Origin of the sequence: Streptomyces tailanensis, from assembly GCF_008386495.1 — a bacterium.
Lineage (GTDB): Bacteria > Actinomycetota > Actinomycetes > Streptomycetales > Streptomycetaceae > Streptomyces > Streptomyces tailanensis.
This window is the reverse complement of the sequence record NZ_VTHJ01000010.1, coordinates 109,683-122,832: the sequence shown is the minus strand read 5'-3', so window position 1 is coordinate 122,832 and position 13,150 is coordinate 109,683. Positions and strand designations below refer to the sequence as shown.

Annotated in this window: 12 protein-coding genes and 1 riboswitch; of the genes, 8 read left to right on the top strand and 4 right to left on the bottom strand. The window is 69.0% G+C overall.

Annotated features, from left to right (window positions below; all coding sequences use genetic code 11):
• Positions 1-16 precede the first annotated feature (16 nt).
• Positions 17-1,261, bottom strand: coding sequence for an N-acetylglucosamine-6-phosphate deacetylase (gene nagA, locus F3T56_RS10985; RefSeq protein ID WP_246203558.1), 1,245 nt, complete (start codon positions 1,259-1,261; stop codon positions 17-19).
• Positions 1,261-2,211 carry an ROK family protein gene (locus tag F3T56_RS10980; protein ID WP_149824664.1) on the bottom strand — a complete coding sequence of 317 codons (951 nt, stop codon included), beginning with the start codon at positions 2,209-2,211 and terminating at the stop codon, positions 1,261-1,263. Before F3T56_RS10980 ends, nagA begins: the two co-directional genes overlap by 1 nt.
• Before the next feature lie 252 nt (positions 2,212-2,463).
• Between F3T56_RS10980 and F3T56_RS10975 the strand changes: the two genes are divergently transcribed.
• From F3T56_RS10975 to otsB, 4 genes are read left to right on the top strand one after another with little or no spacing between them, the layout of a single operon-like run.
• Positions 2,464-3,714: an extracellular solute-binding protein gene (locus F3T56_RS10975; RefSeq protein WP_149824663.1), complete on the top strand. Its 1,251-nt coding sequence runs from the start codon at positions 2,464-2,466 to the stop codon at positions 3,712-3,714.
• Between the two features lie 41 nt (positions 3,715-3,755).
• Positions 3,756-4,364, top strand: a complete 609-nt coding sequence (locus F3T56_RS10970) for a 5' nucleotidase, NT5C type (RefSeq protein WP_149824662.1) — start codon at positions 3,756-3,758, stop codon at positions 4,362-4,364.
• 43 nt (positions 4,365-4,407) lie between these two features.
• A complete protein-coding gene (locus F3T56_RS10965; RefSeq protein ID WP_149824661.1) occupies positions 4,408-4,635 on the top strand; it encodes a DUF3263 domain-containing protein in 228 nt (75 codons plus the stop codon).
• 43 nt (positions 4,636-4,678) lie between these two features.
• Positions 4,679-5,527 carry a trehalose-phosphatase gene (otsB, locus tag F3T56_RS10960; protein WP_149824660.1) on the top strand — a complete coding sequence of 283 codons (849 nt, stop codon included), beginning with the start codon at positions 4,679-4,681 and terminating at the stop codon, positions 5,525-5,527.
• 133 nt (positions 5,528-5,660) lie between these two features.
• On the opposite strand, the gene F3T56_RS10955 is transcribed toward otsB, so the two are convergent.
• Together F3T56_RS10955 and F3T56_RS10950 are read right to left on the bottom strand one after the other, a co-directional pair.
• A complete protein-coding gene (locus F3T56_RS10955) occupies positions 5,661-7,073 on the bottom strand; it encodes an alpha,alpha-trehalose-phosphate synthase (UDP-forming) (protein ID WP_149824659.1) in 1,413 nt (470 codons plus the stop codon).
• Positions 7,074-7,358: 285 nt separating this feature from the next.
• Positions 7,359-8,303 carry a glucosyl-3-phosphoglycerate synthase gene (locus F3T56_RS10950; protein ID WP_149824658.1) on the bottom strand — a complete coding sequence of 315 codons (945 nt, stop codon included), beginning with the start codon at positions 8,301-8,303 and terminating at the stop codon, positions 7,359-7,361.
• A 146-nt stretch (positions 8,304-8,449) separates the two neighbouring features.
• Positions 8,450-8,627: riboswitch (SAM riboswitch) on the top strand.
• An 18-nt stretch (positions 8,628-8,645) separates the two neighbouring features.
• On the opposite strand from F3T56_RS10950, the gene thrC reads away from it, so the two are divergent.
• From thrC to groL, 4 genes are all read left to right on the top strand, one after another.
• Positions 8,646-9,932, top strand: a complete 1,287-nt coding sequence (thrC, locus tag F3T56_RS10945; protein WP_149824657.1) for a threonine synthase — start codon at positions 8,646-8,648, stop codon at positions 9,930-9,932.
• A 123-nt stretch (positions 9,933-10,055) separates the two neighbouring features.
• Positions 10,056-10,331 (top strand): MoaD/ThiS family protein, encoded by a 276-nt coding sequence (locus F3T56_RS10940; protein WP_128381122.1) that lies wholly within the window; start codon positions 10,056-10,058, stop codon positions 10,329-10,331.
• A 462-nt stretch (positions 10,332-10,793) separates the two neighbouring features.
• The gene (locus F3T56_RS10935) at positions 10,794-11,000 is read left to right on the top strand and encodes a cold-shock protein (RefSeq protein WP_005486335.1); all 207 of its coding nucleotides are present in this window, start codon (positions 10,794-10,796) and stop codon (positions 10,998-11,000) included.
• A 406-nt stretch (positions 11,001-11,406) separates the two neighbouring features.
• On the top strand, positions 11,407-13,029 hold the full coding sequence (gene groL / locus F3T56_RS10930; protein ID WP_149824656.1) for a chaperonin GroEL: 1,623 nt from the start codon (positions 11,407-11,409) through the stop codon (positions 13,027-13,029).
• Positions 13,030-13,150 lie beyond the last annotated feature (121 nt).

The following is a 13,150-nucleotide window of genomic DNA, read 5'->3' as shown; positions in this document are numbered from 1 at the left end:
TCAACAAACAGACGGATCAGCCAAGTTGGGGATCCACCAGCCACTCGCCCTTCCGCATTACCCCCTTCAGGGCGAAGTCCGCGTCGAGGAGTACGAGGTCCGCGTCCTTGCCGGGCTCCAGGGAGCCGACCCTGTCGTACATGCCGAGCAGCTTCGCCGGGTTGGCGGAGAGGGCGGCGACGGCGTCCTCGACGGGGAGGTGGTCGACGGTGACCGCCCGTTTGAAGGCGCGGTCCAGGGTCAGGGTCGAGCCGGCGATCGTGCCGCTCTCCACCAGGCGGGCCACGCCGTCCGCGACCTCGACCTCCAGCGGGCCGAGCCAGTAGCGGCCGTCGCCGAAGCCCGCCGCGTCCATGGCGTCCGTGATGAACGCCACGCGGTGCGCTCCCGCGTGACGGAACGCCAGCTGGAGGGAGGCCGGGTGCAGATGGGTGCCGTCGTTGATCAGCTCGACCGTGACGCGGTCGTCCTGGAGAAGCGCCGCGATCGGGCCCGGTTCCCTGTGGCCCAGCTGGGGCATCGCGTTGAACAGGTGCGTCGCCACGGTCGCCCCCGCGTCGATGGCCTGAACCGTCTGCTCGTACGTCGCGTCCGTGTGGCCGATCGCCGCGATGACGCCGTGTTCGGTGAGGAGCCGTACGGAGTCGAGGCCGCCCGGGAGTTCGGTGGCGAGCGTCACCATCGCGGCCCGGCCGCGCGCCGCGTCGATCAGTTTGCGGACGTCCGCCGGGTCCGGGTCGCGGAGGAGTGCCTCGGAGTGGGCGCCCTTGCGGCACGGGGAGATGAACGGGCCCTCGAAGTGGATACCGGCCACGTCCCCCTGCTCGGCCAGCTCGGAGAGGAGGCCGGCGCGCTGGACAAGGCCGTCCATGTCGCCGGTGACGGTGGAGGCGACGAGGGTGGTGGTGCCGTGGGTCCTGTGGGTGTGGATGCCCTTGAGTACGTCTTCGACCGTGCCTGAGGTGAAGGAGGCTCCGCCGCCGCCGTGGTTGTGGATGTCCACGAAACCTGGCAGTAGCCAGTGGTTGTCTACGGCGATGGTGGGGGCGTTCTCGGGGGCGTTGGCGGCGATTCGGGTCCCGTCGATGATCACTCGGCCGTTTTTTACTGTGCCGGTGGGGAGGACGACGTTGGCGCCTTCGAGGATGTAGGGCCTGTTGAGTGGCGGCTGCGGGTGAGTGGGGGTTGCTCGCGCAGTTCCCCGCGCCCCTTTGCGCATGCTGCCGGGGCCCGAGTCGGGAAGTTCCTGCTGAATGGGCATCAGACGGTCGCCTCCGATGGGTCCGTGTTCGTGCGGGTGAGGAGGTCCCAGGCCAGCAACCCCGCGCCGCGGCAGCCTGCCGTGTCGCCGAGGGTTGCCGGGACGATGGTCGGGACTTTCTGGAAGGTGACTCGGCGTTCCACCGCCGCGCGGAGCGGTGTGAACAAGGTGTCCCCCGCCTCCGCCAGGCCGCCGCCGATGATCAGGGTGCGGGGGTCCAGGAGGGTGAGGGCGGTGACCAGGCCGTCGGCGAGGGCGTCGACCGCTCGGCGCCAGACCGCCTCCGCCAAGGGGTCGCCGGACTCCACGGCCTCGGCGCAGTCCGCCGCGTCCGCCTCAGGGTCGCCCGAGACCTCGGCCCAGGCCTGGCTCACCGCCGCCGCGGAGGCGAACCGTTCCAGGCAGCCGCGCTGGCCGCAGGGGCAGGGGGTGCCCCCGGGGCGTACGACGATATGGCCGATCTCGCCTGCGAAACCGTGCGCCCCCGCCTCCACCCGGCCGTCGACGCCGATCGCGCCGGCGATCCCGGTGCCGAGGGCCACGAAGAGGTAGCGGTCCGCGCCCCGGCCCGCGCCCACGCGCCCCTCGGCGAGCCCGCCGGTGCGGACGTCGTGGCCGAGGGCGACGGGGACGCCGTTGAGGCGTTCGGTGAGGAGGGCGCGCAGCGGGACGTCGTGCCAGCCGAGGTTGGCCGCGTAGACCGCGGTGCCCCGCTCGGCGTCGACGATGCCGGGGACGGCGACACCGGCGGCCGCCGCGGGCTCGCCGAAGTGCCGCTCGCCGTGGGCGCGCAGTTCGGCGGCGAAGTCGAGGATGGACGCGACGACGGCGTCCGGCCCGCGTTCGCGCCCGGTGGCGAGGCGGGCCTGGTACAGCAGCTCGCCGTCCGCCCCGACCAGCGCGGCCTTCATCCCGGTGCCGCCCACATCGAGGGCGATGACATGTCTCACGAGGGACAGTGTGACCCGTACAGCCGCAAGAGGTCTAGTCCACTACGTGGTATAGACCTTGTGGTGTAGACCTTATGGAGAAGTTCGAGAAGTTGAGAGATCGACAGGCTTGGACACCGAGCTTGTCGCCAGGCTGTTGCGTGCGGGGCCGTACAACAGTTTGGGGCAGTACCAGTGGGACAGCGGCAGGGGCAGCGTCAGCGTCGGCACCAGCGGACGAAGACCGGCATCACAGCCAACTGGAGGACGGCGATGTCCGCGCTGTCCGCGTTAGGGCTGATGGCGACGCTTGCGGGCTGCGGCGCCTCGGAGACGAACGGCCCGGGCGTCACCCTGAAGCTGGTCGCCGCCGACTACGGCGACTCCAAGGACAACAGCTCCGAGAAGTACTGGGACACGCTCGTCGAGGCGTACGAGAAGGACAACCCCGGCATCACGGTCGACATCACCGTCCTGTCCTGGAACGACGTCGACCGCGAGGTCAAGAAGATGGTCGACGCGGGCGAGGCACCCGACATGGCGCAGACCGGCACCTACGCCGACTACGCCGACGCCGGCAAGCTCTACGAGGTCGGCGACCTGCTCTCCATCCCCGTCCAGGCCAACTTCCTCTCCCAGCTCGCCGACGCCGGCAAGGTACGGCGGATCCCGTACGGGATGCCGTTCGCGGCCTCCACGCGCGTGCTCTTCTACAACAAGAAGCTCTTCTCCGAGGCGGGCATCGAGAGCGCCCCGCGCACCTGGAAGGAGCTGGCGGCCGACGCCGAGGCCCTGAACAAGGCCGGCGTGAAGATCCCGTACGCCCTGCCGCTCGGCCCGGAGGAGGCCCAGGCCGAGGCCATGCAGTGGCTGGTCAGCGGCGGTGCGGGCTACGTCGACAACGTTGGCACGTATCAACTGGACTCGGAGGAGAGCGTCCGGACCTTCAACTGGCTCAAGAACGAACTCGTCGACAAGGGCTTCACCGGGCCCACCGCCCCCGCCGAGCTCAACCGCGCCGACGCGTTCGCCGCGTTCGCCCGCGGCGAGGTCGGCATGCTCAACGGCCACCCCAGCCTGATGCACATGGCCGCCGAGCAGGGCGTCGACTACGGCACGGCCGCCATGCCCGGCGTCGACTGCCAGGCCCACGCCACCATGGGCGTCACCGACTGGATGATGGCCTTCAAGCAGAACGGCAACCGCGAGGAGATCGGCCACTTCCTCGACCACGTCTACAGCGACAAGAACGTCCTCGCCTTCTCCCGCGAGTACGACCTGCTGCCCGTGACCCCCTCCGCCTCCGCGACCATGGCCGCCGACAAGGACGACGCCGACCTCACCCCCTTCCTCGACGAACTCCCCACCGCCGAGCTCTACCCCGCCGGCAAGACCTCCTGGGCCACCGTCAGCGCCGCCGTCAAGCAGCGCATCGGCCGCGCGGTCGCCCCGGACGCCAAGCCCCAGGCGGTACTCGAGCAGCTCCAGCAGACGGCGTCCATGGCGGACCGGTCGGGATCGTAGAAACGGGGTCGAGGTCATCGCGGGCTCCGTACGCTGCCGATATGACTGCTGCTGTTGATCGTTCCGACTCTTCGCGGGTCGTGCTGGTGGACATGGACGGAGTGCTCGCCGACTTCGACCGGCGGGTGGTGGACGTACTGGGGGAGGACTGCCCGGAGCTGGTCTCGGCGCGGGAGCGGAGCGTGTTCCACCTCACGGAGGCGTTCCCCGTGTACGAGGAGCGGATCAGGGAGCTGCTCCACCGCGAGGACTTCTTCGGCTCCCTGCCGCTCTTCGAGGGCGCGTTGGAGGGGTGGAACCGGATCAAGGAGACCGGCTTCCACCCCCGCGTGTGCAGCCGTCCGCTGTCCGCCAACCGCTGGTGCGAGCAGGCGAAACGGGCGTGGCTCACCGAGTACTTCGACGCGGAGGTGGCCCGCGAGGCCATCATCGACGACGACAAGGCCGCCTACGACGGCATCGCCCTGATCGACGACCGCGCCACGATCGACGGCAGCGCCACGGCCCGCTGGCAACACCTCGTCTTCGACGCCCCCTACAACCGGCACACCCCCGCCGCGACTCCCCGCCTCTACGGCTGGCGGGACGAACGGCTGGGCGCGCTGCTGGAGGAGGCGAGGGGGCGGTACCTGGGGCCGGCGGAGGGCTGAGACACCGGCGGTGTTGTCAGTGGGGTCCGTTACGGTTTCGGGCATGGAGGAGCTCAACGCGCGTGAACAGGCCATCCTCGCTTTGGAGCGCCAGGGCTGGCCCGGCCCCGGCGCCAAGGAGCGCGCGATACGCGAGCGCCTGGGCCTGGCCCCGGTGCGCTACTACCAGCTGCTCAACGCCCTCCTCGACGACGCGCGCGCCCTCGCCCACGACCCGGTGACCGTGAACCGGCTGCGCAGGGTGCGGCAGGCGCGCAGAGCCGAGCGGTGACGTGGGGAGGTGTGGTCCGGTGGTGCGCGGATAGGGTCGGACCATGGGCAGCGAACAGGATTCCCCCACCTTGCCGACACCCGTGACCCCGACCGGCCGGGACGCGCTGGACGCGATCCTCCGCCACCCCGGCCGGGCGGTGATCGCGCTCGACTTCGACGGCACCCTCGCGCCGATCGTGCCCGACCCCGAACAGGCCCGCGCCCACCCCGACGCGGGCGCCGCGCTGGCGGCGCTCGCCCCGAAGGTGGCCTCCGTCGCCGTGATCACCGGCCGCCCGGCCGATGTCGCCGTCCGCTACGGCGGCTTCACCGGCGTCCCCGGCCTGGAGCACCTCACCGTCCTCGGCCACTACGGCGCCGAACGCTGGGACGCCGCCACCAACACGATCACCGCCCCACCGTCACACCCGGGGGTGGCGGCGGCACGGGATGAACTGCCCAGCCTGCTCCGGGGCGTTGAGGCGTGGATCGAGGACAAGGGAAGGGCCGTAGCCGTCCACACCCGGCGGGCCGACGACCCCCAGGCCATGTTCGAAGCGCTGCGCGGACCTCTCGGAGAGCTGGCCACCCGCCACGGCCTGATCGTCGAGCCGGGCCGCCTGGTCCTGGAACTCCGCCCCCCGGGCATGGACAAGGGCATGGCCCTCCAGGAGTACGTACGCGAAGTCGGCGCCGGTTCGGTGCTCTACGCCGGCGACGACCTCGGCGACCTCCCCGCCTTCGCGACAGTGGAGAAGCTGCGCACCGAGGGCACACCGGGTCTGCTGGTCTGCAGCGGCAGCACAGAGGTCACGGAACTCTCGGAGAGGGCGGACCTGGTGGTGGACGGTCCACAGGGCGTGGTGGCCTTGCTGGCATCCATCGCCGAGTGCCTGACCGACTGCGGGTAGGTGGGGGTTGCTCGCGCAGTTCCCCGCGCCCCTTAACAGCATGGGTCGCGCCCGGGGCTTTTAAGGGGCGCGGGGAACTGCGCGACCAGCCCCCACCCAGCCGCACCTGCCACACCACAGCTCCCCCGAGCTGTCAGGCACTCTCCAACCCACGAAGCTGATCCAAGAACCACTGGGTCGGGGGCAACGCGGTCCCGGCGGCAGCCAACCGCTTCGTACGCTCGGCCCGCTCGTCCGCCGGCATGGACAGCGCCTGGTGCAGCGCGGCGGCTGTGCCGCTCACGTCATACGGGTTCACCACGATCGCGTCGTCGCTCAACTCCTCGTACGCCCCCGCCTCCCGCGACAGCACCAGCACGCACCCCTCGTCGGAGACGACCGGCATCTCCTTGGCGACGAGGTTCATGCCGTCGCGGATGGGGTTGACGAGGGCGACGTCGGCGAGGCGGTACGCCGCGAGGGAGCGGGCGAAGTCGTCTTTGACGTGCAGGAGGACCGGGGTCCAACCCGGCGTCCCGTACTGCTCGTTGATCTCGTGCGCGACCCGCTGGACCTCGGCCGTGTACTCCCGGTACACGGCGAGGTCCTGCCGGGACGGGTAGGCGAAGGCGACGTTCACGACGCGTCCGCGCCAGGAGGGCTGGTCGTCGAGGAGCTGCCGGTATGCCAGCAGGCCCCGCACGATGTTCTTGGAGAGTTCCGTGCGGTCGACGCGGACGATCGTGCGGCGCGGGGTGCCGCCGGGGGCCGTACCGATCTGCTCCCGCAGCGCGGCCATGCGTTCGTCGACGTCCGCCTCGTGGGCGCGGGCCCGCAGGAAGTCCGCGTCGGCGCCGAGTCCGTGCACGCCGATCCGGGTGCCGGACGGGATCCCGGGGCCCAGTACGGCATGACAGCACTCGGTGAAAGCGTCCGCCCAGCGCCGGGTGAGGAACGCGGCCCGGTCGGCCCCGAGGATCCCGCTCAGCAGCTGCGCGGCGATGTCGTCGGGGAGCAGCCGGAAGTAGTCCACCGGCGCCCACGGGGTGTGCGAGAAGTGGCCGATCCGCAGGTCGGGGCGGAGCTCGCGCAGCATTCGGGGCGCCAGGGCCAGGTGGTAGTCCTGGATGAGCACCGCCGCGCCGTCCGCCGCCTCCTCCGCCAGCGCCTCGGCGAAGGAGCGGTTGTACGACTCGTACGCCGCCCACCTCGCGCGGAACTCGGCGCCGAAGGACGGTTCCAGCGGGGTCTGGTACAGCATGTGGTGCAGGAACCACAGCGTGGAGTTGGCGATGCCGTTGTACGCGTCGTGATGCACGTCGGCGGGGATGTCCAGCATCCGTACGCCGGGCTCGCCGACGCCTTGCCGTACGGCCTCCCGGTCGCCGGCGCCGAGGGCCGAGCAGACCCATACCGCGCCGGCGTCCGGGTCGATCGCGGACAGCCCCGACACGAGGCCGCCTCCGCCGCGCTTCGCTGTGAGGTCGCCGGTCGCCACGTCCAGGGTGTACGAGACGGGGCCGCGGTTGGAGGCGACGAGGATCTGTGCACCGGGTGTTGATGCCATAGGGCTCAACCTAGCCAAGGGGTTCGGCGGTCAAACGTACGGTTGGGCTGGATGCCGGGTGCCCAATGGGGTGGGGGGTGCCTGTGGGACGGCGGGTGCGGGTCGATTGTGGCTGGTCGCGCCCACGCGGCGGAGCCGCAAATCGACACAGCCCCGCGCCCTGAAAAGCAGGGGCTGCGCCCCGTGCTTTTCGGCCCGCAGGGCCGTGTCGTTGAGGGGCGCGGGGAACTGCGCGACCAGCCGCCACCCACCTGCGGCCACGACTCCACAGACCCACCCCCTCGATCACGCGGCCTTTCGTCGTACGTACTCCGCGATCTCCACCATCGGCGGCCTCTCCTCCACGTCCACCGAGTGGGTGCGGGGCTCGAAGCCCTGCTCGCCCCGCTCGAACTGCGTCAGGACGGGACGGACGAGGTGGCCCCGGGCCAGACGAAGTTGCGCGGTGCGATAAATGGCCGCGGACATGCGGCCGAGGGCCTGGCCGTCCTGGTGGCGGTGTTTGCGGACTCCGACGTCGACCTGGGCGAGGGCGTCGAGGCCGACCAGGTGCAGGGCGTCGATGAGCATGCCCAACTCCACGCCGTAGCCCACCGGGAACGGGAGCTGTTCCAGCAGGGAGCGGCGGGCCGCGTACTCGCCGCCGAGCGGCTGGACGAATCCGGCCAGCTGCGGCCAGTGCATGTTCAGCAGGGGGCGGGCCATCAGTTCCGTCACCCGGCCGCCCTGGCCGGCGGCGGCGCCCAGCGGGCGGTCGTACATCGCCTTGACGAGGTCGACGCCGGGGTCGGTGAGCAGGGGGCCGACGATCCCGGAGACGAAGTCGGACGAGAACTCCTTCAGGTCCGCGTCGACGAAGCAGACGATGTCGCCGGTCGTGACGAGCAGCGACCGCCACAGCACTTCGCCCTTGCCGGGCAAGGTCGGGACGCGCGGGAGTATCTCGTCGCGGTGGACGACCCGTGCCCCGGCCGCCGCCGCGACCTCCGACGTACGATCGGTCGAACCGGAGTCGACGACGACGATCTCGTCGACGAGCGGGACCTGTTGCATGAGGTCGTGGCGGATGATCGCGACGATCTCGCCGACCGTCGCCTCCTCGTTGAGCGCGGGCAGGACGACACTGACCGTCTGGCCGGTGGCCCGTTTCGCGGCCATGATCTTGTGGAGCGGGCGGTCGGTCACGGACCAGGAGCGGGTGCTCAGCCAGCGCTCGACTTCCTTCAGCACAGTGCGCGGCTCCTCTGCGGTGTGAGCGGTGTGATGCGTCTCGCGGTTCGGACGGCTCCCTCAACTGTCGTGGCCTTCGGTTACAGTCTTGAACAACGCTGGTGACCATCGCATGTCGGGGGTCGTTTGCGTATACAACCAAATACCGCTCATCCAGAGGGGCAGAGGGATACGGCCCGATGAAGCCCCGGCAACCCTCCAGCCGGTCTCGTAACGATCAACGATCACTGCCGCAGACACGTGGGCGATCGCATCGCGAGGCTCCCGGCTAGGGAAGGTGCCAAATCCGTCTCACGACGAGATGCGTCGTGAGGAAGATGAGGAGAAAGGGCCTCGCCTCACATGGCTGTGCAGACTGTTGCAAGCACCACGAACTCCACCGTCGACCTCGGTTCCGCCGCGGCGCTGAGCTGCCGCGAGTGCGGTCACCAAGTACCCCTCGGCCCTGTCTTCGCCTGCGAGGAGTGTTTCGGGCCGCTGGAGATCGCGTACGACTTCTCCGCGTACGACACGGAGGAGCTGCGCAAGAAGATCGAGTCCGGCCCGGCGAACATCTGGCGTTACGCGCCCCTGCTGCCCGTCCCGGCCGACGTGGCCGACAAGCCGAACATCAACCCCGGCTGGACCCACCTCGTCAAGGCCGACAACCTGGCCCGTGAGCTGGGAGTCGACGCCGGCAAGCTGTTCATCAAGGACGACTCCGGCAACCCGACGCACTCCTTCAAGGACCGCGTCGTCGCCCAGGCCCTGGAGGCCGCCCGCGCCTTCGGCTTCACCACGCTCTCCTGCTCCTCCACCGGCAACCTCGCCGGTGCCGTCGGCGCAGCCGCCGCCCGCGCCGGCTTCCGCTCCTGCGTGTTCATCCCGCACGACCTGGAGCAGGGCAAGGTCGTCATGGCCGCGGTCTACGGCGGCGAACTCGTCGGCATCCAGGGCAACTACGACGACGTGAACCGCTTCTGCTCCGAGCTGATCGGCGACCCGGCCGGCGAGGGCTGGGGCTTCGTCAACGTCAACCTGCGGCCGTACTACGCCGAGGGCTCCAAGACGCTGGCGTACGAGATCTGCGAGCAACTCGGCTGGCGGCTGCCGGACCAGCTGGTCGTGCCGATCGCCTCCGGGTCGCAGCTCACGAAGATCGACAAGGGGCTCCAGGAGCTGATCAAGCTCGGGCTCGTCGAGGACAAGCCGTACAAGATCTTCGGTGCGCAGGCCGAGGGCTGCTCGCCGGTGTCCGTCGCGTTCAAGGCGGGCCACGATGTCGTACGGCCGCAGAAGCCGGACACGATCGCGAAGTCGCTCGCGATCGGTAACCCGGCGGATGGTCCTTACGTTCTCGATATTGCTCGGCGCACCGGTGGGGCCGTTGAGGATGTGACCGACGAGCAGATCGTGGACGCGATCAAGTTGCTCGCGCGGACCGAGGGGATCTTCGCGGAGACCGCGGGTGGGGTGACCGTGGGTGTGACCCGGAAGCTGATCGAAAACGGGGTTCTCGACCCCTCGTTGACCACGGTTGTCCTCAACACGGGTGATGGGCTGAAGACGTTGGATGCGGTGGCCGGGACTGGGCTTACCGCGACCATTCGTCCCAACCTGGATTCGTTCCGTGAGGCTGGTCTCGCCTAAGACTTGCTAGTTGTTCGTCTGCGGCCGGTGGGGGCTGGTCGCGCCCACGCGGCGGAGCCGCAGATCCAACACAGCCCCGCGCCCCTTACGGGGCTCGCTGCACTGACCCGGAGGTCACACGTCATGTCCGTCAACGTTCGCATCCCGACCATCCTTCGTACCTACACCGGTGGTCAGGCCGAGGTGACCGCCGAAGGTGCCACCCTCGCCGAGGTCATTGCCGACTTGGAGAAGAACCACACCGGCATCGCCGCCCGGGTGCTGGACGATCAGGGCAAGTTGCGGCGGTTCGTGAATGTGTACGTGAATGACGATGATGTCCGGTTCGAGCAGGGGCTGGAGACGGCTACGCCGGACGGTGCGGGGGTCTCGATCATTCCCGCCGTGGCCGGTGGCTGACCTTCGGTCAGTACCCGCGAGTAGTAACCGTGGGTAACACCGGTTACTCGCTGTGCATCGAATTGCCTCCTCCGTGAGAGAAGCGGAGGGGGCAATTCTTTATGATTGAGCGCGGTAGAGTTGGGGAACCCGGTTCGATCACCGTAGTGATTTCATGCCGGGCGCATATTTGATCGCGCCGCACGCCCTATATGAAGTAGCCAAAGTGTGCACGGCTTTTGCGTAATTCGTTCCTTTTGTGGGGCCCGACTTGCCCTGAATTCGGGCGAATTGTTCGTACATTCCCGACCCCGCGTGTCCAGATTTCTCGTCCGATTGACCTGTTGCAGACGGCAGTTGGACAGATACATTCAGCCGCGGTCGACGCGTTCCGGCGCACACCCCCAACCGTTGGGGGGTGAGGTCTGACCCGGATCCGCGAAGTGTGGATCTGTGCAAGGGCCAGTAATAGGGGAGTTAGGCATGGCTCAGGGCACCGTCAAGTGGTTCAACGCGGAGAAGGGGTACGGCTTCATCGCGGTCGACGGTGGTGCGGATGTATTCGTCCACTACAGCGCGATCCAGATGGACGGTTACCGCACCCTGGAAGAGGGCCAGCGGGTCGAGTTCGAGATCTCGCAGGGTCAGAAGGGGCCGCAGGCGGACATGGTCCGACTGGCGGCCGGCTGAAGTAACGCGCCGGGTTCATCGCAGCGACGTTCTTCGTTCTTCTTCGGAGGGCTCGCATCCCATACAGGGGTGCGAGCCCTCTGGTGTGTCCGGACGGGGGTGGTGTGCGGGCGCGCGGGGCGCGTTCACCTGGGGATCACCGGCCGAACCCCGAGAGCCGCTTGCGCCCACCCGTCGCCCGACCACCACCCCTCAACGAGCCCGCTTCGCGGCCGCGCCTTGCACTCGGGTGGGTCGAGTGCTAATCATTGGCGTTAGCACTCTGAAGGTGAGAGTGACAACGAGGACCGGGTCGGTGAGGCCCGCAGGCCGGGTGGGGCAAGGAACCACGAGGCAGGCAGGCCGTCCGTCGCGGGCGCCAGCACGGTCCGGAGCAATCCACCCCAGTCCGGGAGGACCACTTCACATGGCCAAGATCATCGCGTTCGACGAGGAGGCGCGGCGCGGCCTCGAGCGCGGCATGAACCAGCTCGCGGACGCCGTCAAGGTGACGCTCGGCCCCAAGGGCCGGAACGTCGTCCTCGAGAAGAAGTGGGGCGCCCCCACGATCACCAACGATGGTGTGTCCATCGCCAAGGAGATCGAGCTCGAGGACCCGTACGAGAAGATCGGCGCCGAGCTGGTCAAGGAAGTCGCCAAGAAGACGGACGACGTCGCCGGTGACGGTACGACCACGGCGACCGTGCTCGCCCAGGCGCTCGTACGCGAGGGCCTGCGCAACGTAGCCGCCGGTGCCAACCCGATGGCCCTGAAGCGCGGTATCGAGAAGGCCGTCGAGGCCGTCTCCGGCGCGCTGCTCGACCAGGCCAAGGAGGTCGAGACCAAGGAGCAGATCGCCTCCACGGCCTCCATCTCCGCCGCCGACACCCAGATCGGCGAGCTCATCGCCGAGGCCATGGACAAGGTCGGCAAGGAAGGCGTCATCACCGTCGAGGAGTCGCAGACCTTCGGTCTGGAGCTTGAGCTCACCGAGGGCATGCGCTTCGACAAGGGCTACATCTCGGCGTACTTCGCGACCGACATGGAGCGCATGGAGGCGGTGCTCGAGGACCCCTACATCCTCATCGCCAACTCCAAGATCACGAACGTCAAGGACCTGCTCCCGCTCCTGGAGAAGGTCATGCAGTCGGGCAAGCCGCTGCTGATCATCGCCGAGGACGTCGAGGGCGAGGCCCTGTCGACCCTGGTCGTCAACAAGATCCGCGGCACCTTCAAGTCCGTCGCCGTCAAGGCCCCGGGCTTCGGTGACCGTCGCAAGGCGATGCTGAACGACATCGCCATCCTCACCGGTGGCGAGGTCATCTCCGAGGAGGTCGGTCTCAAGCTGGAGAACACCTCCATCGACCTCCTGGGCCGTGCCCGCAAGGTCGTCATCACCAAGGACGAGACCACCGTCGTCGACGGTGCCGGCTCCTCCGAGCAGGTCGCGGGCCGTGTGAACCAGATCCGCGCCGAGATCGAGAACAGCGACTCGGACTACGACCGCGAGAAGCTCCAGGAGCGCCTGGCGAAGCTCGCGGGCGGCGTGGCCGTCATCAAGGCCGGTGCCGCGACCGAGGTCGAGCTCAAGGAGCGCAAGCACCGTATCGAGGACGCCGTTCGCAACGCGAAGGCGGCCGTCGAGGAGGGCATCGTCGCCGGTGGTGGCGTGGCCCTGCTCCAGGCCTCCACGGTCTTCGAGAAGCTGGACCTGGAGGGTGACGAGGCGACCGGTGCCAACGCCGTGCGGCTCGCCCTGGAGGCCCCGCTCAAGCAGATCGCCGTCAACGGTGGTCTCGAGGGCGGTGTCATCGTCGAGAAGGTGCGCAACCTGCCCGTCGGCCACGGCCTGAACGCCGCGACCGGTGAGTACGTCGACATGATCGCCGAGGGCATCATCGACCCGGCGAAGGTCACGCGCTCCGCCCTGCAGAACGCCGCCTCCATCGCCGCGCTCTTCCTCACCACCGAGGCCGTCATCGCCGACAAGCCGGAGAAGGCCGCCGCGCCCGCCGGTGGCGGTATGCCGGGCGGTGACATGGACTTCTGATCGACCTCTGGTTGATCACCGTCCTGCAGTACCGAGGGCGGCACTCCCTGGAGACAGGGGGTGCCGCCCTCGGGCGTTTCAGAGTGCTCGGGATCACAGCGGGGGGGCGGCGGAATGCCGT

What these genes read in the sequence shown, in the direction of transcription:
- nagA (WP_246203558.1), bottom strand. Translation starts at nt 1,261, where the DNA reads ATGCCCATTCAGCAGGAACTTCCCGACTCGGGCCCCGGCAGCATGCGC.
- F3T56_RS10975 (WP_149824663.1), top strand. Translation starts at nt 2,464, where the DNA reads ATGTCCGCGCTGTCCGCGTTAGGGCTGATGGCGACGCTTGCGGGCTGC.
- F3T56_RS10965 (WP_149824661.1), top strand. Translation starts at nt 4,408, where the DNA reads ATGGAGGAGCTCAACGCGCGTGAACAGGCCATCCTCGCTTTGGAGCGC.
- F3T56_RS10955 (WP_149824659.1), bottom strand. Translation starts at nt 7,073, where the DNA reads ATGGCATCAACACCCGGTGCACAGATCCTCGTCGCCTCCAACCGCGGC.
- F3T56_RS10935 (WP_005486335.1), top strand. Translation starts at nt 10,794, where the DNA reads ATGGCTCAGGGCACCGTCAAGTGGTTCAACGCGGAGAAGGGGTACGGC.
- groL (WP_149824656.1), top strand. Translation starts at nt 11,407, where the DNA reads ATGGCCAAGATCATCGCGTTCGACGAGGAGGCGCGGCGCGGCCTCGAG.
- thrC (WP_149824657.1), top strand. Translation starts at nt 8,646, where the DNA reads ATGGCTGTGCAGACTGTTGCAAGCACCACGAACTCCACCGTCGACCTC.
- F3T56_RS10940 (WP_128381122.1), top strand. Translation starts at nt 10,056, where the DNA reads ATGTCCGTCAACGTTCGCATCCCGACCATCCTTCGTACCTACACCGGT.
- F3T56_RS10970 (WP_149824662.1), top strand. Translation starts at nt 3,756, where the DNA reads ATGACTGCTGCTGTTGATCGTTCCGACTCTTCGCGGGTCGTGCTGGTG.
- otsB (WP_149824660.1), top strand. Translation starts at nt 4,679, where the DNA reads ATGGGCAGCGAACAGGATTCCCCCACCTTGCCGACACCCGTGACCCCG.